This window comes from Kribbella sp. NBC_00482, assembly GCF_036013725.1.
Lineage (GTDB): Bacteria > Actinomycetota > Actinomycetes > Propionibacteriales > Kribbellaceae > Kribbella.
The window spans coordinates 2,225,713-2,250,873 of record NZ_CP107881.1 but is presented as its reverse complement, the minus strand read 5'-3'; the positions used below and the strand labels follow the sequence as shown (position 1 = coordinate 2,250,873).

General features: G+C 68.6%; 32 protein-coding genes. 16 read left to right on the top strand and 16 right to left on the bottom strand.

What is annotated here, in order from left to right:
* Positions 1–114: 114 nt before the first annotated feature.
* Entirely contained in the window at positions 115–1,119 is a 1,005-nt protein-coding gene (locus OHB24_RS11355) for an S-adenosylmethionine:tRNA ribosyltransferase-isomerase (RefSeq protein WP_327638934.1), read from the bottom strand.
* The gene (locus OHB24_RS11350; RefSeq protein WP_327638933.1) at positions 1,116–1,835 is read right to left on the bottom strand and encodes an SDR family NAD(P)-dependent oxidoreductase; all 720 of its coding nucleotides are present in this window, start codon (positions 1,833–1,835) and stop codon (positions 1,116–1,118) included. The genes OHB24_RS11355 and OHB24_RS11350 overlap by 4 nt, the downstream gene beginning before the upstream one ends.
* Before the next feature lie 63 nt (positions 1,836–1,898).
* On the opposite strand from OHB24_RS11350, the gene OHB24_RS11345 reads away from it, so the two are divergent.
* Positions 1,899–2,099 (top strand): hypothetical protein, encoded by a 201-nt coding sequence (locus tag OHB24_RS11345; protein ID WP_327638932.1) that lies wholly within the window; start codon positions 1,899–1,901, stop codon positions 2,097–2,099.
* Positions 2,100–2,102: 3 nt separating this feature from the next.
* Here the strand turns inward: OHB24_RS11345 and OHB24_RS11340 are convergent, their stop codons facing one another.
* On the bottom strand, positions 2,103–3,665 hold the full coding sequence (locus tag OHB24_RS11340) for an FAD-binding oxidoreductase (protein ID WP_327638931.1): 1,563 nt from the start codon (positions 3,663–3,665) through the stop codon (positions 2,103–2,105).
* Between the two features lie 115 nt (positions 3,666–3,780).
* Between OHB24_RS11340 and OHB24_RS11335 the strand changes: the two genes are divergently transcribed.
* The 3 genes from OHB24_RS11335 to OHB24_RS11325 are packed head-to-tail and all read left to right on the top strand — an operon-like array spanning position 3,781 to position 6,924.
* Positions 3,781–4,401: a TetR/AcrR family transcriptional regulator gene (locus OHB24_RS11335; RefSeq protein WP_327641049.1), complete on the top strand. Its 621-nt coding sequence runs from the start codon at positions 3,781–3,783 to the stop codon at positions 4,399–4,401.
* Positions 4,398–5,930: a glycerol-3-phosphate dehydrogenase/oxidase gene (locus OHB24_RS11330; RefSeq protein ID WP_327638930.1), complete on the top strand. Its 1,533-nt coding sequence runs from the start codon at positions 4,398–4,400 to the stop codon at positions 5,928–5,930. The genes OHB24_RS11335 and OHB24_RS11330 overlap by 4 nt, the downstream gene beginning before the upstream one ends.
* A gap of 40 nt (positions 5,931–5,970) precedes the next feature.
* The gene (locus OHB24_RS11325) at positions 5,971–6,924 is read left to right on the top strand and encodes a DUF4328 domain-containing protein (RefSeq protein ID WP_327638929.1); all 954 of its coding nucleotides are present in this window, start codon (positions 5,971–5,973) and stop codon (positions 6,922–6,924) included.
* On the opposite strand, the gene OHB24_RS11320 is transcribed toward OHB24_RS11325, so the two are convergent.
* Positions 6,912–7,667: a protein phosphatase 2C domain-containing protein gene (locus tag OHB24_RS11320; protein WP_327638928.1), complete on the bottom strand. Its 756-nt coding sequence runs from the start codon at positions 7,665–7,667 to the stop codon at positions 6,912–6,914. The two genes, OHB24_RS11325 and OHB24_RS11320, sit on opposite strands and share 13 nt — an antisense overlap.
* 12 nt (positions 7,668–7,679) lie before the next feature.
* Positions 7,680–8,570, bottom strand: a complete 891-nt coding sequence (locus OHB24_RS11315) for an NAD-dependent epimerase/dehydratase family protein (RefSeq protein WP_327638927.1) — start codon at positions 8,568–8,570, stop codon at positions 7,680–7,682.
* 111 nt (positions 8,571–8,681) lie between these two features.
* On the opposite strand from OHB24_RS11315, the gene OHB24_RS11310 reads away from it, so the two are divergent.
* Positions 8,682–9,293 (top strand): pentapeptide repeat-containing protein, encoded by a 612-nt coding sequence (locus OHB24_RS11310; protein ID WP_327638926.1) that lies wholly within the window; start codon positions 8,682–8,684, stop codon positions 9,291–9,293.
* 62 nt (positions 9,294–9,355) lie between these two features.
* Here the strand turns inward: OHB24_RS11310 and OHB24_RS11305 are convergent, their stop codons facing one another.
* On the bottom strand, positions 9,356–10,009 hold the full coding sequence (locus OHB24_RS11305) for a VanZ family protein (RefSeq protein ID WP_327638925.1): 654 nt from the start codon (positions 10,007–10,009) through the stop codon (positions 9,356–9,358).
* Positions 10,010–10,288: 279 nt separating this feature from the next.
* On the opposite strand from OHB24_RS11305, the gene OHB24_RS11300 reads away from it, so the two are divergent.
* From OHB24_RS11300 to OHB24_RS11290, 3 genes are read left to right on the top strand one after another with little or no spacing between them, the layout of a single operon-like run.
* Positions 10,289–10,702: a hypothetical protein gene (locus OHB24_RS11300; RefSeq protein ID WP_327638924.1), complete on the top strand. Its 414-nt coding sequence runs from the start codon at positions 10,289–10,291 to the stop codon at positions 10,700–10,702.
* Between the two features lies 1 nt (position 10,703).
* On the top strand, positions 10,704–11,921 hold the full coding sequence (locus OHB24_RS11295) for a sensor histidine kinase (protein ID WP_327638923.1): 1,218 nt from the start codon (positions 10,704–10,706) through the stop codon (positions 11,919–11,921).
* Entirely contained in the window at positions 11,918–12,538 is a 621-nt protein-coding gene (locus OHB24_RS11290; protein WP_327638922.1) for a response regulator transcription factor, read from the top strand. The genes OHB24_RS11295 and OHB24_RS11290 overlap by 4 nt, the downstream gene beginning before the upstream one ends.
* Before the next feature lie 7 nt (positions 12,539–12,545).
* Here OHB24_RS11290 and OHB24_RS11285 read toward each other — a convergent pair whose 3' ends face one another.
* From OHB24_RS11285 to OHB24_RS11270, 4 genes are read right to left on the bottom strand one after another with little or no spacing between them, the layout of a single operon-like run.
* Complete coding sequence (locus OHB24_RS11285; RefSeq protein ID WP_327638921.1) at positions 12,546–13,328, bottom strand: putative hydro-lyase; 783 nt, start codon at positions 13,326–13,328, stop codon at positions 12,546–12,548.
* 56 nt (positions 13,329–13,384) lie between these two features.
* On the bottom strand, positions 13,385–14,023 hold the full coding sequence (locus tag OHB24_RS11280; protein WP_327638920.1) for an SDR family oxidoreductase: 639 nt from the start codon (positions 14,021–14,023) through the stop codon (positions 13,385–13,387).
* 45 nt (positions 14,024–14,068) lie between these two features.
* Positions 14,069–14,680 (bottom strand): FMN-binding negative transcriptional regulator, encoded by a 612-nt coding sequence (locus OHB24_RS11275; protein WP_327638919.1) that lies wholly within the window; start codon positions 14,678–14,680, stop codon positions 14,069–14,071.
* A gap of 58 nt (positions 14,681–14,738) precedes the next feature.
* On the bottom strand, positions 14,739–15,521 hold the full coding sequence (locus OHB24_RS11270; RefSeq protein WP_327638918.1) for an LLM class flavin-dependent oxidoreductase: 783 nt from the start codon (positions 15,519–15,521) through the stop codon (positions 14,739–14,741).
* Between the two features lie 90 nt (positions 15,522–15,611).
* On the opposite strand from OHB24_RS11270, the gene OHB24_RS11265 reads away from it, so the two are divergent.
* Positions 15,612–15,995, top strand: coding sequence for a hypothetical protein (locus OHB24_RS11265; RefSeq protein ID WP_327638917.1), 384 nt, complete (start codon positions 15,612–15,614; stop codon positions 15,993–15,995).
* An 18-nt stretch (positions 15,996–16,013) separates the two neighbouring features.
* On the opposite strand, the gene OHB24_RS11260 is transcribed toward OHB24_RS11265, so the two are convergent.
* Positions 16,014–16,664 carry a cutinase family protein gene (locus OHB24_RS11260; RefSeq protein ID WP_327638916.1) on the bottom strand — a complete coding sequence of 217 codons (651 nt, stop codon included), beginning with the start codon at positions 16,662–16,664 and terminating at the stop codon, positions 16,014–16,016.
* A 174-nt stretch (positions 16,665–16,838) separates the two neighbouring features.
* Between OHB24_RS11260 and OHB24_RS11255 the strand changes: the two genes are divergently transcribed.
* Positions 16,839–17,540: a VOC family protein gene (locus OHB24_RS11255; RefSeq protein WP_327638915.1), complete on the top strand. Its 702-nt coding sequence runs from the start codon at positions 16,839–16,841 to the stop codon at positions 17,538–17,540.
* A gap of 20 nt (positions 17,541–17,560) precedes the next feature.
* On the top strand, positions 17,561–18,037 hold the full coding sequence (locus tag OHB24_RS11250; protein ID WP_327638914.1) for an NUDIX hydrolase: 477 nt from the start codon (positions 17,561–17,563) through the stop codon (positions 18,035–18,037).
* On the opposite strand, the gene OHB24_RS11245 is transcribed toward OHB24_RS11250, so the two are convergent.
* Positions 18,034–18,363 carry a nucleoside triphosphate pyrophosphohydrolase family protein gene (locus tag OHB24_RS11245; protein WP_131337753.1) on the bottom strand — a complete coding sequence of 110 codons (330 nt, stop codon included), beginning with the start codon at positions 18,361–18,363 and terminating at the stop codon, positions 18,034–18,036. The genes OHB24_RS11250 and OHB24_RS11245 overlap by 4 nt on opposite strands.
* Positions 18,364–18,401: 38 nt before the next feature.
* Here OHB24_RS11245 and OHB24_RS11240 point away from each other — a divergent pair, with 38 nt between their 5' ends.
* Positions 18,402–18,878: an NUDIX hydrolase gene (locus tag OHB24_RS11240; RefSeq protein WP_327638913.1), complete on the top strand. Its 477-nt coding sequence runs from the start codon at positions 18,402–18,404 to the stop codon at positions 18,876–18,878.
* Positions 18,879–18,883: 5 nt separating this feature from the next.
* Positions 18,884–19,531, top strand: coding sequence for an alpha/beta hydrolase-fold protein (locus tag OHB24_RS11235; protein ID WP_327638912.1), 648 nt, complete (start codon positions 18,884–18,886; stop codon positions 19,529–19,531).
* Positions 19,532–19,534: 3 nt separating this feature from the next.
* Here OHB24_RS11235 and OHB24_RS11230 read toward each other — a convergent pair whose 3' ends face one another.
* Together OHB24_RS11230 and OHB24_RS11225 are read right to left on the bottom strand one after the other, a co-directional pair.
* Positions 19,535–20,038, bottom strand: a complete 504-nt coding sequence (locus OHB24_RS11230) for a DinB family protein (protein WP_327638911.1) — start codon at positions 20,036–20,038, stop codon at positions 19,535–19,537.
* A 94-nt stretch (positions 20,039–20,132) separates the two neighbouring features.
* The gene (locus OHB24_RS11225; protein WP_327638910.1) at positions 20,133–20,510 is read right to left on the bottom strand and encodes a YciI family protein; all 378 of its coding nucleotides are present in this window, start codon (positions 20,508–20,510) and stop codon (positions 20,133–20,135) included.
* A gap of 215 nt (positions 20,511–20,725) precedes the next feature.
* Between OHB24_RS11225 and OHB24_RS11220 the strand changes: the two genes are divergently transcribed.
* From OHB24_RS11220 to OHB24_RS11210, 3 genes are read left to right on the top strand one after another with little or no spacing between them, the layout of a single operon-like run.
* The gene (locus tag OHB24_RS11220) at positions 20,726–21,142 is read left to right on the top strand and encodes a YciI family protein (protein WP_327638909.1); all 417 of its coding nucleotides are present in this window, start codon (positions 20,726–20,728) and stop codon (positions 21,140–21,142) included.
* The gene (locus tag OHB24_RS11215; protein ID WP_327638908.1) at positions 21,142–22,356 is read left to right on the top strand and encodes an RNA polymerase sigma factor; all 1,215 of its coding nucleotides are present in this window, start codon (positions 21,142–21,144) and stop codon (positions 22,354–22,356) included. The genes OHB24_RS11220 and OHB24_RS11215 overlap by 1 nt, the downstream gene beginning before the upstream one ends.
* A gap of 25 nt (positions 22,357–22,381) precedes the next feature.
* On the top strand, positions 22,382–22,741 hold the full coding sequence (locus tag OHB24_RS11210; RefSeq protein ID WP_327638907.1) for a hypothetical protein: 360 nt from the start codon (positions 22,382–22,384) through the stop codon (positions 22,739–22,741).
* A gap of 453 nt (positions 22,742–23,194) precedes the next feature.
* Here the strand turns inward: OHB24_RS11210 and OHB24_RS11205 are convergent, their stop codons facing one another.
* Together OHB24_RS11205 and OHB24_RS11200 are read right to left on the bottom strand one after the other, a co-directional pair.
* Positions 23,195–23,986 (bottom strand): alpha/beta fold hydrolase, encoded by a 792-nt coding sequence (locus OHB24_RS11205; RefSeq protein ID WP_327638906.1) that lies wholly within the window; start codon positions 23,984–23,986, stop codon positions 23,195–23,197.
* A gap of 101 nt (positions 23,987–24,087) precedes the next feature.
* A complete protein-coding gene (locus tag OHB24_RS11200) occupies positions 24,088–24,780 on the bottom strand; it encodes a tyrosine-protein phosphatase (RefSeq protein WP_327641048.1) in 693 nt (230 codons plus the stop codon).
* Positions 24,781–25,161: the final 381 nt, after the last annotated feature.

The following is a 25,161-nucleotide window of genomic DNA, read 5'->3' as shown; positions in this document are numbered from 1 at the left end:
TGTACGGCCGGCCCCACCGGAATCTCCGAGCGCGGTGACCGCCCTGCAGACCACCAACCGCATCTCCCAGCAGAAGCACCCAGCCAAAGCCTCCTGACCTCTGCGCCCGGATGGTCAGCGCAGCATGAGGCAGCTGTCGCCGAACTCGTGCCAGAGGTAGGTCCCTTGTACGGCGGCGTCGTAGGCGCGTTGGACCTGGTCGGGGCCGGCCACGGACTCGAGGAGGAGTAGGTGGGAGGCCTCGGGGGCGTGCCAGCCGGTGATCAGGCCGTCGACGACGTACGGCGGGCGTTCCGGACCGAGGATCAGGTCGGTCCAGCCGTGCGCGGGCGTGACGTTGCCGTCCGGGGTCGTGGCTGATTCGATGGCGCGTACGGCGGTGGTGCCAACAGCGATCACCCGGCCGCCGTTGGCCTTGACCCAGTTGACGAGGCGGGCAGTATGCGCGGGTACGTCGTACCGCTCGGGTTGAGGTGGCTCGTGGCTCTCCAATGAGGACACGCCGCAGTGCAGCAGGATCGGTGCGATCAGCACGCCCTGCGACGCCAGGTGGCTCACCAGCTCGAAGCTGAACGGTCTGGCGGCGCTGGGCATCTCCGCACTGCCCGAGTCGCGAGCGAAGACGGTCTGGTACGACGCCAACGGCCACTGCTTGCCGACGTAGTTGTAGGTGATCGGCCGCCCGTGCCGCTGCAGGTACCCGAGTACATCGGCCACCGGCGGCTTGGCGATCCACAGGCGATTCGAGCCTTGGTACGACGCCAGCAACGTCAGCGCGCCTTCCGGCAGCTCCACCCGGTCGCCCGCCGTACCGTCGAACTTCGGTGCGCCGCCGTCGCGCAGCTCGACGACCCAGGTGCCGTCGTCGAGCGGCGTCGAGAAGTGCACGGTGTACGACGAGCTGTCGACGGCAGCCGGCAACGTGGTGGACGTGTTCACCAGCAGCAGGTCACCGGGCCGCAGGTGTTCTCCGATGCGGTCGAAGCGGGTGTGCGTGACGGTCGACCCCTCCGCGACCAGCAGCTTCACGTGGTCCCGCGAGACGCCGCGGGCTTCCGGTGGTTCGCCGGCGTTCAGCGCCTCCGGCAGGTCGAACCTGGTGTGTGGGTGCACCATCATGAGGCCACCGCTGGTGCGAACTCGGCCGCTCGGTACCTGCCACTCTCCGGCCGGCTGTCCAGCAGCTGCAGGAACGCCGGTACGACGGTTGCGGGCTCAGGCCGGTCGGAGATGTCCTCACCAGGGAAGGCGGCCTGGTGCATCGCTGTACGCAGATCACCTGGGTCAACGGCGTACACCGCTAGTGCTGGGTGCTCAGCGGCCAGGATCCGAGTCGCGTGGTCCAGAGCGGCCTTGGCGGAGCCGTAGCCACCCCAGGTCTCGTAGGCCTCCACTGCGGCGTCGGAGCTGATGTTGATCAGCACACCGGACGCTGTAGTGAGTGCTGGGAGCAGGGCTTGCGTGAGTGCGATTGGCGCGAGTACGTCGACCTCGTAGACGCGACGGAGCTCGTCGAGGTCGGCTGTGGCCAGCGCTTGCAGCGGGCTCTGCCCGAGGTAGCTGGCGTTGTTGATGAGCAGGTCGAGGCGGCCGAGCTCGGTGATCGCCTCCACCAGGTCGGCGCGGTGTTCGGGGTCGGTGACGTCGCCCGCCAGCGGTACGACGTCGGTGCGGTCAGCCAATGCGTCGGCGGTGTCCTTGAGCGCTTCGGCGCCACGTGCGTCGATCACGAGCGCCCAGCCGCGATCGGCCAGCCCGTGCGCGAGTGCGAGCCCAAGCCCGGCGGACGCGCCGGTGATGAGAGCAACAGGACGGTCGGACGGTTCAGGAGTCATGCGTGTACCGTCGTACCTCAACTGAACTTGAAGTCAAGCGATGCCGAGACCACGGGAGGAAGCATGGCGAAGGACGTTCACGAGAGCGGGGACCAGCAGAAGGGCGGCGGCGGCTGGAGCCGGGAGGACGCGAAGAACTTCCGGGCGGCGCTGGAGGGCGTCTCCGACGGTAACGGTGCCGCGAGCAACGAGACCAAGGGCGAGAAGCCGAAGACCGGCGCGCTGCGGGACATCGGCAGCGCCCTGGACGGCAACCAGAAGTAGCGCTCAGTCTTCGGGGATCAGGATGCCCGGGTTCATGACGTTGTCAGGGTCGAGGGTTCGTTTGACCGCGCGCAGGGTTTCCACGGCCAAGGAGCCGATCTCTGTGGCATAGGCGTCGCGGTGGTCGGTGCCGACGCCGTGGTGGTGGGAGATCGTGCCGCCGGCGTCGGCGATCGCCTGGTTGGCGGCGTGTTTCGCGGTTCGCCACTGCTCGATCGGATCGTCGGACTGCGCGCAGATCACCGTGAAGTAGAGCGAGGCGCCGGTCTCGTAGACGTGCGAGATGTGGCAGAGGACCAAAGGCGGCGTGGCACCCAAGGCGCCGACGAGCGCTTCGGTGACGGCCGCCTTCAGGGCCGGGATGCGCGACCAGAACGCCGCCGTCTCGAGGGTCTCGACGAGCGCGCCTTCGTCGAGCAGGGGATCACGGAGGTACGGCGCCCGGTAGCGACCGACCCGCCACGTCTCGCCCGGATCCGCGCCGAGGTTCTTCCCGCCGGCGGCCGTCAGCACTTCCGCGGTCGCCTGGTTGTACGGGCCGTCGAAGCCGATGATCGCGAGGACACCGCCGGATCCGCCGCCGAGCACGTCCGGGTCGGCCAGGTTCACCGCGGTCTCGACCTCGTCCGACAGCCGAAGCACCGTCGGTAACGGGCCGTCCTGCGCGAGCCGTCGTACGGCCGCCAGCCCGGTGTCGAAGCTCTCGAACCGCCAGCCTTCGAAATGCCGCTCGGTCGGTCGTGGACGGATCCGTACGACGACCGACGTGATGATGCCGAACGCGCCCTCGGACCCGAGCACGAACTGGCGCAGGTCCGGGCCGGCCGCGGACATCGGCGCGCGTCCGAGCTCGATCGTGCCGCGCGGAGTGGCGAGGGTCAGGGCGACGACCATCTGGTCGAAGCGGCCGTACCCGGCCGACGACTGGCCGCTCGACCGCGCCGCCGCGTAGCCGCCGATCGACGCACCCTCGTAGGACTGCGGGAAGTGCCCCAGCGTGTAGCCGCGCTCGGCGAGCAACGCCTCGGCGGCTGGGCCGCGGACGCCGGCCTGCAGCGTGGCCGTTCGCGAGACCTCGTCGAGGTCGACCAGTTGATCGAGGCGCCGCAGATCCACGGTGACGAACCGGCGCGATGGGGCGAGGCCGCCGACTACCGACGTACCGCCGGAATACGGGACGACGGCGAGGTCCTGATCGGCGCAACCGGTCAGCAGCTCCTGCACTTCGTCGTGTGAGGCGGGGTAGACCACCGCATCCGGCATGTCCGAAGTGTCGCCTGCGCGGTCCCTCAGCAGGTCCGTCGTCGAGTAGCCGCGGGTGTGCGCCCAGCGCGAGTCCAGGTCCGAGGCCACGTGCTCAGCTCCGACGACCTGATTCAAGAACGACAGTTGGTCGTCGGTGAGCCCTGGTCGGTCGGCCGGTTCGACGGGCTCGACACCGGTTCGCCGTACCCCGAGGTGCTTCAGCGCGTCGACCGCGGCGGACGGGAGGTCGACCGGGTGGGCCGGGTCGCCCCAGCGGCCGGGCGTGAGTTGCACCACCGGGAGGTCGGATTCGTTGGTCACTGGCTCCCCTTGGGTGGTCCGGCGAGGTAGCGTCGATGGGAGGTGGAACCCCCTGGCTTCCACCTCCCATCGACAGTTCCGGGATGGCAAAGTCGCTGATACACTCTGACGTGTGATGTCTCAGCGTAGCAGCGACTCGGATCAGGAAACCAGCACCCGTCCCACGCCGGCGAACGCGATCGGCGAGGAGCGGATCCTGGACGCGGCGTACGAGCTGCTGCTGGCGATCGGGATGCGCCGGATGACGATGGCCGACATCGCCCGGCACGCCGAAGTCTCCCGCGCGACTCTGTATCGACGCTGGCCGAACGTGCAGGCCGTGGTCGCGGCGTTGATGACCCGGGAGTGGACGATCGCGCTCGTGTCCGCCTTCCAGCCCGATGCCGTGGACGGCCGGGCGCGCCTGGTCGAGGGTGTCGTCGAGGTGGTCGCGAAGACCCGGGTGCACCCGTTGATGCGGAAGATCGTCGAGCTCGACCCCGAGTTCCTCACGCCGTACCTGATGGAGCGCCGCGGCAGCAGCACCGTCGCGCACCTCGCGCTGGTCGAGGAAGGCATCCGCCAGGGGCAGGCCGACGGCTCGATCCGCGATGGCGATCCGGTGTGGCTGGCGCGGCAGATCATCCTGGTCTCGCTGGCGTCGGCGGTGTCGGGCCCGGTCATGGCGGAGAAGGACGAGTACCCGAAGCTCGACGAGGAGCTGCGGGTGATGCTCACCAGGTACCTCACGCCATGATCAGCGTGGGCAACGCGAGCCTCAACGCCGCACGGCGTTCCCGTGAGCTCGACTCGCTGAGCGCGGTCGACGTGCTCGTCATCGGCGGCGGGGTCACCGGCGCCGGCGTGGCGCTGGACGCGGCCGCGCGCGGGCTGACCGTTGCCCTGGTGGAGAAGCACGATCTGGCGTTCGGGACCAGCCGGTGGAGCTCCAAGCTCGTGCACGGCGGCCTGCGCTACCTGGCGTCCGGGCACGTCGGGATCGCGTACGAGAGCGCCGTCGAGCGCGGCATCCTGATGAAGACCACCGCGCCGCACCTGGTGCACCCGATCCCGCAGATCGCGCCGTGGTTGCCACAGGCAAAGTTCGTCCAGGCGGCGCTGCTGCGGTCGGCCTTCCTCGGCGGCGACGTACTGCGCACGTTCGCGCGGACCAGCGACGACTATCTGCCGCACTCCCGCCGGGTCAGCTCGGCCGAGATCCTGCGCTACGCGCCGACGCTCAAGCCCGAGGGCATGCGCGGCGGCTTCCTCACCTGGGACGGACAGTTGTACGACGACGCTCGCCTGGTCGTCGCGATCGCCCGGACCGCGGCGCAGTACGGCGCTCGCATCCTGACCCACGTCGCCGCCACCGAGGTCACCGGCCGCGGCGCGGTGCTGGTCGACCAACTGACCGGGGACCGTCGGTCGGTGGACGCACGGGTGGTGATCAACGCGGCCGGGATCTGGGCGGATCAGGTTGCCTCCGGCATCAAGCTCCGGCCGAGCCGCGGCACCCACCTGGTGCTGCCGCAGTCCGTGTTCGGCGGGCTGTCCGCCGTGCTGACCGTGCCGGTGCCGGGGGAGCTGCGGCGCGTGGTGATGGCGATCCCGGCGCCCGACGACCGGGTGTACGTCGGCCTCACCGACGAGGACGCACCGGGCCCGGTGAGCGACGTACCGCAGGCGACCGACGCGGAGATCGACTTCCTGCTGAACACGATCAGCGCCGCGGTGCAGCAGCCGGTGACCCGCGCGGACCTGCTCGGCACGTACGCCGGGCTCCGGCCGCTGCTCGACACCGGTCACCAGAACGGCGAGGACAAGACCGCCGACATCTCCCGGCGGCACGCGGTGATCACCAGCCCGGACGGCGTGGTGACGATCGTCGGCGGCAAGCTCACGACCTACCGCCGGATGGCGCAGGACGCCCTCGACAAGGCTCTCGCGCAGTCCTCGCTCGAGGTACGGCGCTCCTGTGAAACACACCGGATCCCGCTCGTGGGTGCGGCCGATCGCGTGCACCTGGCCGCGGTCCGGGCGCCGGCGCGGTTCGTCCAGCGGTACGGCGTGGAGGCGCCGCAGGTGATCGCGGGCCCGCCCGAGTTGCAGGATCCGATCGCGGCGGGGCTGCGGACGACGTACGCCGAGGTGAAGTTCGCCGTACGGCACGAGGGGGCGCTGACCGAGGACGACGTACTGGATCGGCGGACGCGGATCGGGTTGTCGGCTGCGGATCGGGAGCTGGCGCTGCCCGCCGTACGGGAGGCCTTTGCGGCGGTGTGACTCCGGTCTTGGGGTTAACTTGGCTGCGGGGAGGTAGAAGGTGACGCAGCCGTACCAAGGCCCGGGCCCGTATCAGGGGCCAGGCCCTTACCAGCCGATGCCGTACCAGCCGATGCCGGTGGTGCCGCAGTATCGGCCGTTGCGGGCACTCGCGATCGTCAGCATCGCGCTCATGGGCGTGACCGCGCTCGGTGCCGTCATCCAGTGCGTGCTGCTCTGGCGGTCGTACAGCGAGGTCAAGAGGTTCGTCTACGGGCTGCTCTCCGACGAGGAGATCCAGAGCGGCATGGAGTCGATCGCCGGCACCGGCCCGCTGCTCAACCTGATCAGCTACCTGCTGATCGGGACCGGGATCGCGTACCTGATCTGGCTGTGGCGCGCCCGCGACAACGTCGACTTCCTCTACTCGCCGTTCGCCCCGAACCCGACCGTCCCGACCAACGGCGCCCACCGCCGGTCACCCGGGTGGGTCATCGGCTCCTGGCTCTGCCCGATCGTGCAGTTCTGGTACCCGTTGCAGGTCGTCGAGGACGTCGCCCGCGCCAGCGAGCCGCCCGGTCAACCCGGCATCGCGCGATCCGGCCGGATCCGCGCCTTGCTGTACACGTGGTGGGTGTCCTGGACCGGCTTCTGGGTCATCATCGTCGGCGGCGGATCGGCCGCCGTCGTCGGGATGATCATCTGGATCGTGCGGCTGGTCCAGGTGGCTGACAGCAGCGATCCGGAGGGTGGGTACGTCGACATCTACGACCTGCAGGACTACATGGTCCGGGTCGCGCTGGCCGTCGACATCGGGTTCACGGTCGCGACGGTCCTGCTCGTCGTCGCGGCGATCACCGCGTCACTCTTGATGCTCCAGATCGGCAGCTGGCAGCAGACGCGGCTCGCTCCGCCGCCGCCGGTCCAGGATTTCGTGCCGCCGCCGCCCCAGACTCCGCAGTACGCCCCGCGCCGGCAGCATCCCGGCCCGGGCTTCCCGACCTACGGCCCCTGAAGCAGTACGACGCTCGCATCGTCGTACCGCTTCCAGCCGGGGTTGGTCGACGCGGCGTCGTGTTCGCGCACCAGGTCGACCAGCCGTCGCGGCCCCGCGGTCGTGAGTACGTCGAGCAACTCCTCCCACGAGTGCCCGTAGCGCTCGGTGAAGCGGGACGCGCCGTCGGAGAGGATCGCGATCACGTCGACGTCGGCCCGGTCCGTGGTCCCGACTACTGCCTCGTACGCCGCTTGAGGCTCGGTGCTCGCCGCCCAGAAGCCGCCCGGCTGATTGCGCAACCGGCGTACGGCGTCGAGGGTCCGTTCGGGGAGACGCTCGATCCGGTCGTCGCTGTGGACGGTGATCTGTCCGTCCGGTGCGCGCATGACGACCGGTGAGTCGGCCAGGACGAGGTGCTCGACGTGATCCGGGTGGAGCCGAACGATCGAGACTGTGGACGACGGACTGTCGGGATTGCTGACGTCGCAGGTGTCCGCGTGGCTCGCGCGGACGCCGGTGATCGCCTCGGCGAGCAGGTCGGGAAGCGGTGCGGGCGATCGGGTGAGAAGCGGAGACGCCAGGTGGCGGGCGAGCTGCATGACCAGCCACGGGACGTCGTGCCGGCAGCCGGACTCGACGCCCGCCGGAGCGGTGGCGCCGTCCAGGACGACGGCGAAGTCCGGGCCGGTCAGGACGAGATCCTCGTTGACGGCCGGCGGTCGCCGATCCGGCGCAGCCTCACTGAGAGCTCGGATTTCCACAGGCCGATTGTGCTAGATCGGCTCGGCCCAGCTGTCGGCGAGGGACTGCTCGAGGGCGATCTTGGGGGACCAGCCGAGCGCGTTGCCGATCAGGGTGGTGTCGGCCTGCTGCCACGGCGCACCGAGCGCGGTCTCCTGCTCGGTGTCGTCGACGATCGTCGCCGGCTGACCGCTGAGCTCGAACAGCTGCCCGGCGACGTCCCGCGCGAGCGTCGCCCGGCCGGTCCCGACGTTCAGCACCGGCGGCAGCTTCCCGTCCGCGAGCGCGACCGCGAGCACCGCCTCGGCCACGTCCCGTACGTCGACGAAGTCGCGCCACACGTCCAGCGACCCGACCTCGATCAGGTGTCGCGACCGCAGATCCCGGATCACCCTCCCGGTCAACGTGCTGTCCGGCGCCCCCGGCCCGATCACATCGAAGATCCGCAGTACGACGGCGTCCGCGCCGGCCCGCTGCGCCCGGAGCACGAGTTCCGATCCGGCGAGCTTGGTGATCCCGTACGGACCGAGCGGCCGCGGCGCGCTGTCCTCGGACAGGCTCGTGCCGTGCGGACCCCCGCCGTACTCCGCCGCGGAGCCGAGTTGGACGAACCGGGCATGGCCGGCGTGGTCGCGGACCGAGCCGAGCAGGGCCTCGACGGCAATCACGTTCGCCCGCACCAGGTCGGCCGGCTCGCCGAGCGTGGCGCCGACGGCGTTGACGATCACGGTCGGCTTGTACATCCCGATCTGGGTGTCCAGGGCGTACGGGTGCATCACGGTCAGGTCGCAGCGCCGGTGCGGCTCGCTCCGGGTCCGGCTCAGCGCGCGGTACTCGACGCCTCGGTCGGCGAGCAGCGCGCAGATCCTGGCGCCGAGGAAGCCTCCCGCGCCGAACACCATCACCCGCTCAGTTCCGGTCACTCCTCCATCGTGCGGCCGTTATTTGTCGGTCCGCCGTACGTTCTCCGTCGTCAGCATCACAGTGTCGGCACGGCGTGGCAGTGTGGGGCACTCATCGAGCGAGGGAGAGTCATGGCCGACCGTGTGGGCGGGCGTCCGGCGGCGCAGACCGAGTCGACGATCCGGGACTGGGACGACGCGGACCCGTCCGGGCAGACGTACCGCCGGGTGCTGTTCGTGGACTCCGACCTGACCGAGGTGGAGAACCGTGGCGGGGTGTTCGAGGAGTGCACGTTCCGCGGGGTCCGGTTCAACGCGTCGACGCACACCGACGCCGCGTTCGTGAACTGCACGTTCGTGCGGTGTTCGCTGTTCGACACGACGTTCACCCGGTGCAAGCTGGTCGGCAGCCTGTTCGACGACTGCGCCCACAGCCTGATGAAGGTGACCGGCGGTGACTGGTCTTTTACCGGGCTGCCCGGTGCGGATCTGAAGGGCGCCGAGTTCACCGGGGTGAAGATGCGTGAAACGGACCTGACCGGTCTGCGGGCCCAGAAGGCCGTGCTCCGGGACCTCGACCTGTCGGGCGCGTCCCTGCAGAAAGCCGACTTCACCGGCGCTGACCTGCGCGGATCCGATCTGTCGACGCTCGATCCACTGACCGTCACTCTCAAGGACGCCCGGATCGACGTCACCCAGGCGATGGTCGTCGCCGCCGCGCTCGGGCTCGACGTCCGACCGTGAGCTGTGGATATCCCCAGGTAATCACGCGGTCATCCACGGTTCCATCCACAGCCTGTGGATAACTATCCGGATAACTGTGTATTCGTACTGTGATATCTCGCCGGGCGACCGGCCGGGACCAAGGTTCCGCGCCGATGCCGGGCCGGATGTCGCGGCCGCCGTACGACGAGCATCGCGGCGTGCTCGACCACGGCCGGGCTGACCACCAGGAACCCCGGCCGAGCGACCAGGCTCCGGGTCAGCGTCTGGAGGCCGGCGGCCAGGCCGACCCCGCAGAAAGCGCCGAGCGAGTTCGCGATCAGGTCGTGCAGCTGGCACGACCTGCCGAGTTGCGGCAGCAATGCCTGCACCGCCTCGACCGCGGCCGACATCCCGATCCCGGCCGCGATGCCGTCGCCCGGGCGCCCGCTGGCCAGCGTGAGCATGCCCGCCGCCGGCACGAACAGCACGACGTTGAGCAGACCCTGGAGCGAGGTCAGCCCGCCGGTCGTGGTCAGGTGCGTGCCGCACTCGCCGATCTGGCCGAGACGATGCGCCGTCGGACTGAGCGTCGCCGCGAACACCAGCGCGAACGCGGCCGGCAGGCAGAACGCGGCCAGCCGCGGGACCAGGTCGCCCGGGCGGCGGAACGAGGAAAGCGCGATCGGCAGGGTCATGCCGGTCAGGACGAGCCAGGTGTCCAGCAGGTGTGGGATTCCGCGATAAGTCTCGAGCACGTGTCCGGACCCTCCCGTGGTCGACCTGACTCGAACCCTGCTGGACTTCGTGTTCCTGCATCGACGATCTGCCGACCGCTCCTGCCGCCGCCAGCCCTGTCCGGACATCTGCACGCAGCCGTAAACCTGCCGTGACAGTCTGTGACAGTCCGTGCACAAACTGACACGGAAGGAAGGTGCTCAGGGCAACGATCGTGTGCCTGCATCAACCGATCGGTGGAGGCGGGTAGAGCTGAGCGGGCGATGTGCGGACCCGGTGCCGGGCGGGAGAGTCGTCGTATGACAACCCCGGTGAACGTCGGACATCCCCGCAGTACGGCCGCGTTGCGGAGTGTGCAACTGCTGCTGGCCGGCTACCTCGCGATCAGCGTGCTCACGCTGGCCGCCGTCATCGCCCTGCGCCACCACGCGACCTTGGTCAACGACGCGGTCTGGGTTCGCGGGACGATCGTGGTCGCCAGTGCCCTGCTGACCGTCCTGTTCGCGCGCAGCGCGGCGAGAGGTTCCCGGAAGGGCTTCCTCCGGCTGCGGATCGTCTCGGCGGTGATGCTGGTCGCGATCGTGGTGATCATCGCGGTGCCGGGCACGTTCCCGCTGTGGATGAAGGGTGAGCAGGCGATCTGCGGACTCCTGCTGCTAGCCGTCGCGCTGCTGGTCAACGGCAAGTACCTCCGCTCGGTGTTCACTGGGTGACATGGGCGAGCAGGTGTGGCCGCTGCGGGTGACGGTGGTGCCGTATGTGCTGCTTGCGTGCCTCGCAGCCGTCACCATCCCGATCAAGCGCGACCAGCCCGAGTCACTGGCCGTCGACCTGGGGCTGTGCGCGCTGATCGCGCTGTGGACGCTCGGCATGTTCACGCTCCGGCCGGCCCGGCGGACCGACCTCCGCGCGATGGCGATCTTCGTCATCGGCTTCGTGATCCTGCTCGCGGTCCTGGTGGTGCGGGATCCGTGGTTCGGCTTCCTCACCCCGGCCGGCTACTTCTACACGTTCGTCCTACTGCCGTGGCCCGGCGAACTGCTCGGCATCGGCGCGGTCGCGGTCATCGCCGGTACGGCGCAGTCGTACGACATGCCGAAGACGAACGTGCTCGGACTGCTCGGCTACGCGGCTGTGGTCGGGGTGAACGTGGTCGGGATGTGTCTCGCCGCGTGGCTCGGCCACCGCGGCGAGGAGCTCAGCCAGCAGCGCAAGGAAGCCGTCGACGCGCTCACCGAGACCAACCGCCGGCTCGAGGCCACGCTCGCCGAGAACGCGATCCTGCACGAGCAGTTGCTGACTCAGGCGCGCGACGCCGGCGTGATCGACGAGCGGCAGCGGATGGCCCGCGAGATCCACGACACCCTCGCGCAGGGGCTGACCGGGATCGTCACGCAGCTCCAGGCCGCGGAGAACGCCGCCGACTGGCGGCGGCACGTGACGACCGCGGTCGGGCTCGCCCGCGAGAGTCTGACCGAGGCACGCCGTTCGGTGCACGCGCTCCGTCCCCAGCCGCTGCAGTCAGCGACGTTGAGCGAGGCGATCGCGGACGTCGTACGACGGTGGTCGGCGGTGCACGGGATCGACGTACAGCTGACCACTACCGGCACGCCGCGGGTGCTGACGCCCGAGGCGGAGTCGACTCTGCTTCGGGCAACTCAGGAGGCGTTGGCGAACGTGGCGAAGTACGCGCAGGCGACCCGCGTGGGGGTGACGCTGTCCTACATGGAGAAGCAGGTCGCGCTGGACGTCCGGGACGACGGTGCCGGCTTCGATCCGGGCCGGACTGCCTCGTCGGAGTCCGGTGGGTTCGGCCTGGTCGCGATGCGGCAGCGGGTCGAGGCGCTCGCCGGGACGCTGGAGATCGAGTCCGAGCCGGGCTTCGGTACGGCGATCTCGGCGACGGTGCCGTTGACCGGAGTGGGCGCATGATCCGGCTGCTGATCGCCGACGACCACCCGATCGTGCGCGACGGACTGAGCGGGATGTTCGCGGCCGACCCCGGGTTCGAGGTCGTCGGCGAGGCGGGTGACGGCGCCGAGGCGATCCGGCTGGCCGAGGCGCTGCAGCCGGACGTGATCCTGATGGACCTGCAGATGCCCGGCGTCAACGGCCTCGCGGCGATCAGTCAGCTGGCCGATCGCGGCGTACGGTCGAGGGTGCTCGTGCTGACGACGTACGACACCGACGGGTACGTCGTACCCGCGATCGAGGCCGGCGCTACCGGGTACCTGCTCAAGGACGCGCCGCGCGACGAACTCCTCCGCGCGGTCCGGGCCGCCGCCGACGGCCAATCGGTACTCGCGCCGTCGGTCGCCAACACGCTGATGAACCACATCCGCACCCCACCGGCCGCCGACCTGCTCAGCCCACGGGAACTCGAGGTTCTCCAACTGGTTGCTGCCGGCAACACCAACCGCGAGGCGGCCCGCCACCTGTTCATCAGCGAGGCCACCGTCAAGACGCACCTGCTCAACATCTACGCCAAACTCGACGTCTCCGACCGCGCCGCCGCCGTGGCCGAAGGCTTCAAGCGGCACCTGCTCTAGACAGGGCCTAAACGCGGTAGTCGCTGTCGCGGCGGTCGGTGATGAACATGTAGCCCGGCGCGTGCGTGATCGCGTATGGCGGCCGGGACGCCATCAACGCCGCCTGAGGAGTCACCCCGCACGCCCAGAACACCGGTACGTCGCCGGCGGCCGCGTCGACCGGATCACCGAAGTCCGGCCGCGCGAGGTCGGTGATCCCCAACTCGCCCGGATCCCCGATGTGCACCGGTCCGCCGTGCACGGCCGGCATCGCTCGCGTGATCCGTACGGCGTCGTCGATCCGGTCCGCCGGAATCTGGCGCATCGACACCACGAGCTGACCGTGCAACCGCCCGGCAGGCTCGCACTCGCGGTCGGTCAGGTACATCGCCACGTTCCGCCCCTGGTCGACGTGCCGCAGCGGGATCCCCTCAGCCGCCAGCGCAGTCTCGAAGGTGAAGCTGCACCCGAGCGAGAACGCGACGAGGTCGTCCCGCCACAGCTCGGTCGCATCCGCCACCTCGGCCACCAACTCGCCGTCCTGCCAGATCCGGTATTGCGGGAGGTCGGTCCGGAGATCCGCGCCCCGGGCAAGGCGCGTCGTCGGGTCGCCCGGATCGCTCACGTCGAGCACCGGGCAGGCCTGCGAGTTGCGCGTGCAGAACAGCAGCACGTCGTACGCCCAGTCCGCGGGGACTGCGATCAGGTTGGTCTGCGTGTACCCGCCGGCCCAACCCGTGGTCGGCCCGCTGAAGTCGTCCCGGAACAGTGACCGTGCCTGGGCCGGAGTGAGCGTTGCAGTCGTCGTCATGAGACCCCCTCTCAGGTGATCTCACGATAGAGATTGTTGAACAATACGACAAGAGGTCAGATGACGATCTCGTGGATCCATTCGGCCGGGGTCTGGGTGTGCAGGCGCCAGTAGTGGTTCGCGATGTCGTCCGGGTCCCAGCCGCTGCCGGGGGAGACGCCGCCGCTGACGGTGACGCTCGCGGCATGCACACCGGCCGCGCCGTACTGCTGGTGCAGGAGGGTAACGACCGCGCGGACGCCGGCCTTGCCGAGGGACAGGCTCGCGTAGTCGGGCTTCGCCAACGGCATGCCGCCGGTGATCAGGAACGACCCGCTGCGGCGCTCGGCCATCGCGGGCGCGAGGTGTGCCGCGGTGGTGATCGCGCCGACCACGTTCACCGCCAGCGCGTCGAGATGCTGCTGCGCGGTGAGATCGCCGATCCGGTCCGGCTGGATCAGTGCGGCGTTGTAGACGACCACCTCAGGTACGCCGTACGCGTCGACCACCTGATCGAGCGCGACGCGGAGGCCGGCCTCGTCCGTCACGTCGGCCGTGATCGGCAGTACGCCGGCACTTCCGAGCTCCTCGGCCGCGGCCTTCACCGTCGCCTCCGAGCGCGCGATCAGCCCGGCGCTCATCCCCTCCCGGACGAACCGGCGCGCGACCGCGAGCCCGATCCCGGGACCTGCTCCCACCACGACAACTCCAGACATGGCGGGAAGCGTAAACCTTGCCCTTTGGGTCAAGGTCAAATCAGCTCAGTGCCGGTGCTGTGCGACTGCTTCGGCGGACCGGTCGTCGCCGTCGGCCCGAAGACCGTCGATCACCCCGTCGACGTCCGCGGCCGGGCGATTCTGGCTGAGCTTGAACTTGGCCTCGATCCGCTTGATCCCGATCTCGACGCCGACGATCGCCCGCAGTTGCCCGGCGACGAACTTCGCCGGCGCATCGTCCACCGACCACGGTGCCGCCCGGCCGGTCTCGTGATGGTCGGACAAGCGCCGTACGACGTTCTCGACCCAGGCTGGGTCGTCGTGCACGGTCATGGTTCCGTGGATGTGGGCGGTGACGTAGTTCCAGGTCGGGACGACGCGGCCGTCGTCCTGCTTGGACGCGTACCAGGTCGGGGAGATGTAGGCGTCCGGTCCGCGCATGATCACCAGCGCATCGCCGATCACTGGGAGGCGCCAGTGCTCGTTGTTCCGCGCCAGGTGCCCGAGCAGCACGTTCCGCTCGCGATCGTGGACGAACGGCAACATCGTCGCCGTCAACCCGTCGGGCGTCATCGTCACCAGATCCGCGGCCCCGTGATGGGCCAGCAACTCCAGAACGGCCTCGTCGTCAGGGGCGAAGTGCGCAGGAACGTACATGAGATCCAGTCTCCCCAGCTACGCGAACCCTCGACAGGTCCAATCCGTGCGGCTTTCGTCAGCCCACTTTCAGTGCAGCGGCTCGGTCGTAGTCGTCGTGCCAGTCACCGGTGGGCGGCAGAATGATGCGCTCAACACCGGCCGCCTCGTACGCGGCGAGTTGCTCGAGCGGATCGCCGTCGAGCTGGGGCGCGACCACGGTCGCCTTCAACTGCTTGCCCTCGGCAAGTTCGTTGATCCGCTCCAGGCTCGTCCGCACCTCGTCCGGCGACGACGCGATCGTCGCCCACCCATCGGCGTAGGCCGCCGCTCGCCGATACGCCCGTACACCGTTGCCGGCCACGAAGATCGGCGGCACCGGCGCCCCGGGCGCGATCGTCGCGTCGACGCCCGTGGCGAGCGTCGCAGGTTTGCCCGCGATGAGATCCGGGAGTACGGCGAGCGCCTCGTCCGTTAGCCGCCCGCGCTCCGCGAACTCGACACCGGCCGCCCGCCAGCCGACGTCACCGTGCGCGGGATTGCCGGTCCCGACACCGAGCACGAGCCGGTTGTTCGACACCAGCTGCAACGTGCTGATCTGCTTCGCCGCCCACGCGACCGGCCGCAACGCCAGCAACATCACGTTGTACCCGACCGTGATCCGCTCGGTCACCGCGGCCGCCGTCGCCAGTACGACGGAACTGTCCAGCATCGGCGCACTCGCGATCAGGTGATCCGTCGACCACACCGAGTCCAGCCCGATCTCCTCGGCGTACCGCGCACTCTCCCGCACATCCCCGAGAATCGCCTGCGCCGGATCCGGCGACGACGTCGGCAGAATGACCCCGATCTCCACTGTCATACTCCGGGCAACCCGCACGCTGCCCGACCTATTCCACAGGCACGAACCTCGCGGCCGGTAACCTCTCGCGCTCCGACCCGAGGAGGAGCCTTGCATCGCTCGAACCGCTTGGTACTGGGACGCACTCCGCAGCACGAGTCCGTGGTGGAGCTCGCTGAGGACGAGGGATGGCAGCAGGTCGAAGACGTTGTGGAGGACGGCGTACGACAAAGCGCTGGAACTGATCGAGTACGAGCTGATGCCTTTTCAGCAGATCGCGCTGCTCCGGACGATCGACAACTCGACCGAGCCGTTGGCCGCGACGCGTTCGGCAGTTCGGAGGACTGGGTGCGGGAGGCAGCGATCTGGGCGACGGCGTACTCGGCGTGGCCGCAGGACCTCCCACTGCTGGAAGTTGCTACTGGCAACGATCCGTCGGAGAAGCTGCGGTCGGACGCGAGCGCCGTACTGGAGGGACTGCGGACATCTGGGTGATGTCCGCAGTCCTGGTGCTCAGGGGATGAACACGCCGTTGAACCACTGGCCGCGGGCGTCGTCGGAGTAGGCGTCGACGTTGAAGTTGTAGTTGCCGTGGGCTCCCCAGATGTATCCGGGGACCCCGGACCTCGCGTCCAGGTTGCAGATGATGTCGTCGGTGCACAGGGTCAGGACCGGGACGTCGCCGAAGAAGGCGTCGGCGCCGGCCAGTGGGGCGCCGATCACCGGGGCGACGGCCGGGTGGCCCGCGACTCCGGCATTCTCCGGACCCGCGGCCCGCTTCGGATCGGCGATCAGCACCGCGTTGACGTTGTCGAAGGTCTGCCAGTTCTCCGTGACCCAGGTGTGCACCACCGCGGCGCCGAGCGAGAACCCGACCGCCTTGACGTGCTGGCCCGGGCACGCGTTGCGGTGATCCCGGATCAGCCGGTTCAGCTCGTTGACGCCCTGGCGGGCGTTGTAGCCGATCGGCTGGGCCGGATACCCGACGCGCTGGCTGATGTTCCCCTGCCAGTACGGCGCGTTGGAGTCGTTGTCGCCGGTGCCGCCGACCACGATCGTGTAGGTGCCTCCGCAGTCGTCCGCCTGCGCCGCCGGTGCCGCCACCACATAGACGCCGCCGGCAGCCGCGACCAGCCCGGCCACCAGGGCCGCAAGTTTCCGCATTCGTATTCTCCTGAGTCTTGGTTGCTGAACGTGATCAACTGATCACGCCGGGCCGACGGTAACAGCGCCTGATCCCGGCCCCGTGACGTGAACAGATCCGGCCATCCCCTGGCCGGATACGTCCACCGACCGGTAGCTGTGGAGGCATACCGTCGGCAATCGGGAGGCTGGAGAATGAGGCTCGGGATCCAGAACGTCGTGTTCGCATGCCCCGGGAACACGCCTGAGAGCTACGACTGCGGGGCCCGGCCGATCGCGACGTTCTACGCGGAACTGCTGGGAATGCGCGTGATCCGCGAGGACTGGTTCCTGATCGGCGACGGTCGACTCAACCTCGGGTTCGGCGACGGGCCGATCGACTACCAGGCGCCACGGTGGCCGGATTCGGCGTACCCACAGCAGATGCACCTGGACATCGCCGTACCCGATCTGGCGCAGGTTGAGGTTCCCGGTGCGACGCTGCTCGACGACTCAGAGGCCTGGCACGTGTACGCCGATCCGATCGGGCACCCGTTCTGCCTGCACGAATCGGCGACCGACCGGGCGGAGATCGCTCGGATCGTCATCGATTGCCCCGAACCGCAGGCGCTGGCCACGTTCTACAGCGCGCTCCTCGACCTGCCTGAGCGCGTGGTCGACAGTCCCGACCGGGTCGTGCTGGCCGACTCGCCGGCGCTTGCCTTCCAGCGTTCCGACGCCGCGGCTCCGCGATGGCCCGACCCGGCGTACCCGCAGCAGGTTCATCTGGATCTTTCCACGGACGATGTGCCTGCTGCGCGCGATCATGCGTTGGCGGTCGGTGCTCAACCGCTTCAAACCACCGGACCGGACCACTACGTGTACGCCGACCCGGCCGGGCACCCGTTCTGCATCTGACGCCGGGTTAGGGTCCTGGGATGAGTCGACGGGTGGCGGCGTACGCGGTGTGTGTCGAGGACGGGCGGATGCTGCTGGCGCGGTACGTCTCGCCGTACGGCGATGGGAGTTGGTGGACTCTGCCGGGCGGTGGTGTCGAGCACTGTGAGGATCCGTTCGACACCGTGACGCGCGAGGTCGCCGAGGAGACTGGGTACGAGTCGGTCGTCGAGCGGCTGCTCGGGGTCGACTCGCGGATCGTGCCGGCCGCCGTACGGCGTCGTCCCGGGTCCGAGGACCACCAGAACATCGGCATCTTCTACGCCGTCCGGATCACCGCCGGCACCACCCGCCCCGAACCCAACGGCGAGACCGCCGAATCCGTCTGGACCCCGATCGACAAGATCCCGACGCTCCACCGCGCCGCCCTGGTCGACATCGGCGTCGCCCTGGCCGAGTCCCACCCGCCCACCGGCCACGTCCCACCCGTGAAAGCCGGCGGCCTGATCGAGCATTAGCGCAGGTCGCCGTCGCCTCCGAGCACACCGCGGGACGCCCGGTCGGCGAGCTTGGCGATGTTGTGCTCGGCAACGTCTTCGAGCCGGATCTCGAGCCTCGTGCACAGCTCGGACAGGTACCAGAGCACGTCGCCCAGCTCGAGCGTCAGCGCTTGCCGGTCCGCGTCGGTGATCACGCCCTGCCGATCCCGGAAGATCTTCTTCACCTTGCCTGCCACCTCACCCGCCTCGTTCACCAACCCCAAGGTCGGATACACGATCGGATGATCGGTCGCGACCAGCCCCCCGGTCCGAGCCGCCGCCTGCTGATAACCACTGAAATCCATTTCACTCACACCCACCAGTCTTGCAACACTCATGCCCCATGTACGACCTCCCGGTCCACAACACCGACGGCTCCGTGCTCCTCACCTTCGATCGTCTCCATGAGGAGGACCTCAGCAGCCTGGATCCGTCCGTCCCGCTGACCGCCTCACTCGTTGTGCTCTGGTGCGGTGCGAACTGCTTGATGGTCTTCAACCGGTTCCGTCAGGCCTGGGAGCTGCCCGGCGGCATGATCGATGCGGGGGAGTCGGCTCGTGAGGCCGCCGTACGGGAGCTCGACGAAGAGAGTGGCCAGCGTGCGGACTCGCTCGACTTCGCCGGGGTGGCGAAGATCCGGGTCGCGCCCGACGACCGGCTGGAGTTCCTGGCTATTTACTGCGGGTACGTCGACACGCCCCGGCCGTTCGCGCCGAACGACGAGATGTCAGAGGCTGTCTGGTGGAACCCAGGCGAGCCGCTGACCGACCTGTACCCGATCGACGCAGCCCTCGCAACGCTTTGCCCTCTGGAGCTGTGAGATCAATGGGAGAACTCGTCACCGAGACGTTCGAGTACGACGGTGGGCGGCAGGTCGCCGTCTACGTGCCGGCGGATCCACCGGAAGCGATCGTGTTCGCGGGTGACGGCCAACTGATCACCCAGTGGGGCGCGGATCTCGAGCAGGCCGACGTACCGCCGACGATGGTGGTCGGTACGTACCGTACGGACGACGCGGACGAGATGGTGCGGATCGAGGAGTACTCGCCGTCGTTCAACGAAGAACGGTTCGCGGCGCATGAGAGGTTCTTCGTCGAGGACGTTCGCGACTGGGTGCGATCCCGCTTCGGCGTCGCCTTGCCGGCCGAACGGACCGCGGTGTGTGGCGTCTCGGCGAGCGCGGAGCTCGCCCTGGCGATGGGCGTTCGGCACCCGGACATCTACGGCGCGATCTTCGCCGCCTCACCTGGTGGCGGCTACCGGCCGCCGGAGGACATGCCGAGCCCGCTCCCACGCGCCTACCTGGTCGCCGGCACCCAGGAACCGTGGTTCATGGAGAACGCCGCCCGCTGGGCCGATGCCCTCCGCGACGCCGACGCAGACGTGGTCATCACCGAACGCGAGGGCGACCACGGCGACCCCTTCTGGCAGGCCGAGTTCCCGCTCATGGCGTCCTGGGCCTTCACAACCTGAAGGCTATTCACCCGTAGCACCGTCGATGCGCTCACGGAGGAGATCCGCGTGCCCGTTGTGGCGCGCGTACTCCTCGATCATGTGCAGGTAGATCCACCGCAGCGTGTAATCCTCGCCCGGGCTGACCGAGTCGAGACCAAGACCTGCGACGGCGGCCCGCGACCGGGCGACGCTCGCCTGGTAGCTGGCCAGGTCGTCGTCAGCCCGCGCGAGGTCGACATCGAATCCCTTCGCCGCCCCCGGCACGTAGTCCCAGAAGTACAGGTGATCCGGTTGGCCGTCGTACTCGTGGAACCAAGCCTCGACTCCGGACAGATGCCGCACCAGACCGAGCAGCGACATCGCCGACGGCGGCACCGAACGCAGCACGAGTTGCTCCGGCGTCAGCCCACCGCACTTCATCAGCAACGTCGTCCGCTGGAACTCGAGCCGATCCTCGAGCGCGGCCCGCTCGTCGACCGGATCATTCGGCGGCTCAACCCGCTCAGGCACTCTCCAGACCGACACTCCGGTGAGGCTACCTACGGGCCGACAGCTTCACCAGCGAGTTGTCAGTACCTGACCGGGTGGGCGAGCGGGGCGGCCCGCCCACCCCGTGCGTTCAGGCGGTTTCGGTTGGGCGGTTGTGGCGTTCGCGGCCGGGGAAGCGGTGGATCTCCTGCGGCCAGTTGAGTACGACGGCCAGGCGGCCGGCCCAGTAGCGCGCCGTCTCGTCGTCCGGTACGTCGACGACGCAGAAACCCCCGAGGTGCTCCTTGGTCTCGATGTACGGACCGTCGCTGAAGATCGGCTCCCCGTCCTTCGCCTCGACGCTGCAGATCGCGGTGGAGGCGTCGATCCCACCGTTGCTGAAGACGAAGACCCCGGCCTCCTCCATCTCCGCGATCACCGCCATCCCACCGGCACTCTTGGTCCGCAGGTCCTCCGCCGTCTGGTCCGGAACCCATTCGTCGTTGAACGCGATCACATACTCAGCCACTGCCGTCTCCTCTCAGTGCAGCGACCCGAACGGCCGCCACACCAACTCCACGAACACCAAGACCCCGATCCGACACCATCCCACAACCAATCTTGTCCGGCATGCTTGGAGAAGCGCCGAGAAGTTTCTTCGGGGTCGTGTCGATCCGCGGGCCGCTCGTTCGACCTGGGGGTGCGAGGGCCGAGAGGCGGCCCCGTCGGACAAGGAGTTACGTGATGGCGCAGTACATGCTGATCATGCGGGGCACCGACGAGACGAACGCGGCCATGATGGCCAACATCGACGAGATGATGACCACGACCCGCCGGTTCATCGAGGAGCTGGACAAGGCCGGCGTGTACGTCGCGGCGGAAGGGCTCGACGATCCGGCCCAGGGCGTCGTGGTGCAGTTCACGGATGAGGCGCCGATCGTCACGGACGGGCCGTACGGCGAGACCAAGGAACTGTTCGGGGGCTACTTCCTGCTCGACGTCGCCTCGAAGCAGGAGGCTGTCGAGTGGGCCAAGCGGGTCCCGGCGGTCCCAGGGTCCAAGATCGAAGTACGGCGGGTGCCCGGCGAGGACGAGGTGCCGCAGGACAGCGCGAAGTTCGTCAAGGACGACGCCTACCGCGAGAGCAACGGCCGGCGCTGATGGATGCAGCCGGCGTCGAGGCCGTCTGGCGGATCGAGTCGGCGCGGATCGTCGCCGCGCTGACCCGGTTCACCGGCGACTTCGGGTTGGCCGAGGATGCGGCTCAGGAGGCGGTGGCCGAGGCACTGGTGTCGTGGCCGGTTGCCGACCCGGCCAGTCCGGCCGGCTGGCTGATGGCCACGGCCCGGCGGCGGGCGATCGACGCGATCCGCCGCCGTACCGCCCTGAAGGATCGGTACGCGCTGCTGGCGACGGCGCCAGTGGTCGACGACGAGATCGACCCGGACAGGATCGACGACGACGTCCTGGCGTTGATGTTCATCAGCTGCCACCCGGTGCTCTCCCGCGAGGCCCAGGTGGCGCTGACTCTGCGCGTGGTCGGCGGCCTGTCCAGCGAGGAGATCGCCCGCGCGTTCCTCGTATCCGTGCCGACCGTGCAGGCCCGCATCACCCGGGGCAAGAAGACGATCGCCGCGGCCGGGGTTCCGTTCGAGTTGCCGGCGGCCGACGAGCGCCGGGCGCGATTGGCCGGGGTGCTCAGCGTCCTCTACGTGATCTTCACCGAGGGTTCGACGGCCACGTCCGGCGAGCGGTTGGTGCGCCCCGACATCGCGTACGAGGCGATCCGGCTCGCCCGCACGCTGGCTGCGCTGCAGCCGGAGGAGCCGGAAGTGCACGGGCTACTGGCCTTGTTCGAGCTGACGGCGGCGCGCTTCCCGTCCCGGACCGACCCGGACGGTTCGCCGATCCTGCTCGAGGACCAGGACCGGCGCCGCTGGGACTTGTCGGCTATTCGTCGTGGACTGGCCGCGCTGGTGAAGGCATCGCCCCGCGGCCTCGGCCCGTACGGACTGCAGGCCGCGATCGCCGCTGCCCACGCGTCAGCGCCCTCGGTCGAGGAAACCGACTGGGACCGGATCGTCGTGCTCTACGAAGCGCTCGGCCGCGTCGCACCCTCCCCGGTGGTCGAACTCAACCGAGCCGTCGCCGTAGCCATGGCTTCAGGTCCCGCCCAGGCCCTGGTCATCGTCGACGAACTCATCGCCCTGGACCGACTGCCCGGCTCACATCTGGTCCCGACCGTACGCGGTGAACTGCTGACCCGCCTCGGCCGCCACTCCGAGGCCCGCGCCGAACTGGAACTAGCAGCCCGCCTCTGCACCAACAAACCCGAACGCTCAATCCTCCTACGCAAAGCCGCCGCACTGGACTGAAACTTTGACGGGTGATGATGGTGCGATGCCTGAAAAGCACTCACGCCCCGTGCCCGGCGGCCGAGCCTTCTACCTGACCGAACGCCTCTGGAAGTTGTCCGAAGATCTTCCTGTCGAATCCGTACCGATCGACGCGATCCGCGAGTTCGACGAGGACTGCTGGTTCGGCGGCCGGCCCGTCACCTGCCGAATGGTCGCCCGCCACGCCGCCCTCATCCAGAAAGCGGACCTCAGCTACCCGGTGATCCTGTCCGCGGACGGCCGTCTGATGGACGGCGGCCACAGAATCTCCAAAGCCTGGATCAACGGCCAGACAACCATCAACGCCATCCGCTTCAAAACCGACCCCGACCCCGACTACTACGAGTGGAACACCCCCACCTGAGGACATCACCGAACAGATACGTCGTCCACCCCGAGGGCGATGGGTTCGCCATCGCAGAAGTCTGCCGCGCGGAAGTCGAAGCGCTCTCCTACGCGAACGACGTACTAGGCCAACTGCTGACTGACCTCCACCTGACAGCAACCGAGACCACAGTCCGCCCCGTCTGGTCCTTCGCCCGCCCCCCGGTCTCCTGAAATGCTGACTGCATGGCAACGAACTTGGAGTTTGGGAGCCGCTGTCCCAGCCGGAGACAGAGCCGCCGGTAGCACCGCGTCGGGACGACCGCAGTACTCCCGCAGCACCTCCCTGGCTGGGCGGCGGATCTCCGCGCGTGAGCCCGACCGGCTGAACGCCGTTGGTGACCGGTCGAGGCCGCTTGCATGTTCTCGTTAGGTCACAGCCGCGATCCGCAGTTGTGATCCTTGACGGGGTGGTCGGAAGTCGACCGGCGCGTCAACTGGTTGGCGAGCTGACCCACTTGTGGATGTCAATCAAGGTCGCGCTGGCGGGAAGGTGACCGCCGTCGTACTGGTGGCCCTGAGCGGTGGGAATGTTTTCAAGGAGCCACTGTGCATCACTCTCGGGGACGTGCTCGTCGGCTGTGCCGTACCAGATGCCGACAGGGACACTGATGCTCTGTGGAGAGAAACCCCACGGCTGGGCGAAAGCCACCTTGTCGTCGTACCAGCCATCGAGACTGTCAGCGAACGTAGCGACCAGCCGAGCCCGGGTAGCGGGGTCCTCCCAACCAGGGGTATTGGCTGGTGCTCCTGGATAGGCGGGGCCGCCTGCTTCGACCTGGCCAAGGATGTCGGCGCCGAGCTGTGTGAGCTGGCCCCGAAGAACCTCCTCGGGAGGCAGCGTCTCTGCCTGCGGGCGAATGCCCGAGAGCACAGCACACCGGGTGACACGGTGCGGCAGGAACGCCGCACACGCCAGCGCATGTGGACCACCACCCGAGCCGCCCGTCACCGCGAACCTCTCCCAACGCTGGCTATCCGCGAGTGCCTCGATGTCCCCCACAACATCAGAAACCGTACGTCCTGGCAGCCGGGTCGACCCGCCGTACCCAGGCCGGTCGGGCATCAAGACTCGCACGCCGCTGTGTTCAATCGCCGCGATCTGGTCGGGCCGCCGCATCCGGCTACTCGGAGTTCCATACAGTTCGATCACCGGCACGCCGTCGACGGGGCCGTACAGACAGAACCGGAGGGCGCGCCCCTCCACGCTGATTTGGTCATCCACCTACACATCCAACCCCACATTCAGGCGCCGCAGTACGCACCAACAGTCGGCTGCTCGGGAGCAACCGACTGTTGGTGGAGACGAGGGGACTTAAAGGTCCGTCACTCGATGAGTCGGGCTCTTAGCGCGTTGGCCTGGTTGTCGCTCAGACCTCCGTGACGCAGGTACGGCTCAACCCCGCCATACCTGTCTTCGAGGTGCTCGAGTGCTGCGAGCATCGTCTCCGGCCGGGCGGTGAAGGACTCAGCCACCTGGCTCCGCTCGGTGGGATCGTCGATGAGGAGGAGCTGTTCGTCGAGGTGGTCGCGCATGCGGTCGCCCAGGACGGCGTAGTCGGCGGCGACGCATTCAGTAGGTACGCCGGCGAGGCTCAGGGCCAGTGCAACCACGGTCCCGGAACGGTCCTTTCCGGCATGGCAATGGACGACGACTCCACCGCGGGGCGCATCGGCGATCGCCCCGACCGCGGCGGCGAACAGCTCGGGGTGGAGGTCGAGCATCGCCACATACTGCTGGTCGATGCTCTGCGTCGGATCGTAGGGATCGTCCGCGTTGTAGAGCGGCATGTTGCGGTAGAGAGGGTCGGATGCGAAGGGTGACGGGTCACCTTCGCACTCCGGGGGAGTCCGTACGTCGATGATGCGGCTCACAGAAGCCCCCCGCACCGCTTGGACGCCGGCCTCTGTCAACCGTGAAAGGTTGTCGGAACGGATCAACGCGCCAGAACCGATCTGGCGACCGTCACTCGTGGGTAGACCACCGAGATCGCGGACGTTGAGGCAGTTGGGCCACATCAGACGCATGGGTGCGGTCACAGTTGAACCTCTTCCTTCCGCCGGCAGAGCGCGGAGTCGTGAGCTGTGCGGACACGAGTCTGCGCCGCTGAACGCCAAAACATAAGTCTTGAAGTCGCGGCCCAAAGCTGCGAAAAATGGATGGGAAGAACTCACCGTTTCCGCTTGATCATCACGACAGGTGCGGGATCGCGTGGTGCGGGGCGGGCGACGCGCGCTGAGCACGGGGTGGGTGCGGCGCGGAGGACGGCGACGGAGAAGGCGCCCGTAGCTGAGCGGTAGATCTGCAGGCGTTGGCTCGGCCGGTTGAATCCCATTGGCGACCGGTCGAGCCCACTGAAATGTTCTCGCTAGGGCACGCGGAGGGCACGGCCTTGTGAT

Excerpts from the sequence above, each read along its gene's own strand:
- OHB24_RS11355 (WP_327638934.1), bottom strand. The coding sequence starts at position 1,119 with ATGATGGTGCACCCACACACCAGGTTCGACCTGCCGGAGGCGCTGAAC.
- OHB24_RS11350 (WP_327638933.1), bottom strand. The coding sequence starts at position 1,835 with ATGACTCCTGAACCGTCCGACCGTCCTGTTGCTCTCATCACCGGCGCG.
- OHB24_RS11345 (WP_327638932.1), top strand. The coding sequence starts at position 1,899 with ATGGCGAAGGACGTTCACGAGAGCGGGGACCAGCAGAAGGGCGGCGGC.
- OHB24_RS11335 (WP_327641049.1), top strand. The coding sequence starts at position 3,781 with ATGTCTCAGCGTAGCAGCGACTCGGATCAGGAAACCAGCACCCGTCCC.
- OHB24_RS11330 (WP_327638930.1), top strand. The coding sequence starts at position 4,398 with ATGATCAGCGTGGGCAACGCGAGCCTCAACGCCGCACGGCGTTCCCGT.
- OHB24_RS11310 (WP_327638926.1), top strand. The coding sequence starts at position 8,682 with ATGGCCGACCGTGTGGGCGGGCGTCCGGCGGCGCAGACCGAGTCGACG.
- OHB24_RS11300 (WP_327638924.1), top strand. The coding sequence starts at position 10,289 with ATGACAACCCCGGTGAACGTCGGACATCCCCGCAGTACGGCCGCGTTG.
- OHB24_RS11295 (WP_327638923.1), top strand. The coding sequence starts at position 10,704 with ATGGGCGAGCAGGTGTGGCCGCTGCGGGTGACGGTGGTGCCGTATGTG.
- OHB24_RS11290 (WP_327638922.1), top strand. The coding sequence starts at position 11,918 with ATGATCCGGCTGCTGATCGCCGACGACCACCCGATCGTGCGCGACGGA.
- OHB24_RS11285 (WP_327638921.1), bottom strand. The coding sequence starts at position 13,328 with ATGACGACGACTGCAACGCTCACTCCGGCCCAGGCACGGTCACTGTTC.
- OHB24_RS11280 (WP_327638920.1), bottom strand. The coding sequence starts at position 14,023 with ATGTCTGGAGTTGTCGTGGTGGGAGCAGGTCCCGGGATCGGGCTCGCG.
- OHB24_RS11275 (WP_327638919.1), bottom strand. The coding sequence starts at position 14,680 with ATGTACGTTCCTGCGCACTTCGCCCCTGACGACGAGGCCGTTCTGGAG.
- OHB24_RS11270 (WP_327638918.1), bottom strand. The coding sequence starts at position 15,521 with ATGACAGTGGAGATCGGGGTCATTCTGCCGACGTCGTCGCCGGATCCG.
- OHB24_RS11260 (WP_327638916.1), bottom strand. The coding sequence starts at position 16,664 with ATGCGGAAACTTGCGGCCCTGGTGGCCGGGCTGGTCGCGGCTGCCGGC.
- OHB24_RS11255 (WP_327638915.1), top strand. The coding sequence starts at position 16,839 with ATGAGGCTCGGGATCCAGAACGTCGTGTTCGCATGCCCCGGGAACACG.
- OHB24_RS11250 (WP_327638914.1), top strand. The coding sequence starts at position 17,561 with ATGAGTCGACGGGTGGCGGCGTACGCGGTGTGTGTCGAGGACGGGCGG.
- OHB24_RS11245 (WP_131337753.1), bottom strand. The coding sequence starts at position 18,363 with ATGGATTTCAGTGGTTATCAGCAGGCGGCGGCTCGGACCGGGGGGCTG.
- OHB24_RS11240 (WP_327638913.1), top strand. The coding sequence starts at position 18,402 with ATGTACGACCTCCCGGTCCACAACACCGACGGCTCCGTGCTCCTCACC.
- OHB24_RS11235 (WP_327638912.1), top strand. The coding sequence starts at position 18,884 with ATGGGAGAACTCGTCACCGAGACGTTCGAGTACGACGGTGGGCGGCAG.
- OHB24_RS11220 (WP_327638909.1), top strand. The coding sequence starts at position 20,726 with ATGGCGCAGTACATGCTGATCATGCGGGGCACCGACGAGACGAACGCG.
- OHB24_RS11215 (WP_327638908.1), top strand. The coding sequence starts at position 21,142 with ATGGATGCAGCCGGCGTCGAGGCCGTCTGGCGGATCGAGTCGGCGCGG.
- OHB24_RS11210 (WP_327638907.1), top strand. The coding sequence starts at position 22,382 with ATGCCTGAAAAGCACTCACGCCCCGTGCCCGGCGGCCGAGCCTTCTAC.
- OHB24_RS11200 (WP_327641048.1), bottom strand. The coding sequence starts at position 24,780 with ATGTGGCCCAACTGCCTCAACGTCCGCGATCTCGGTGGTCTACCCACG.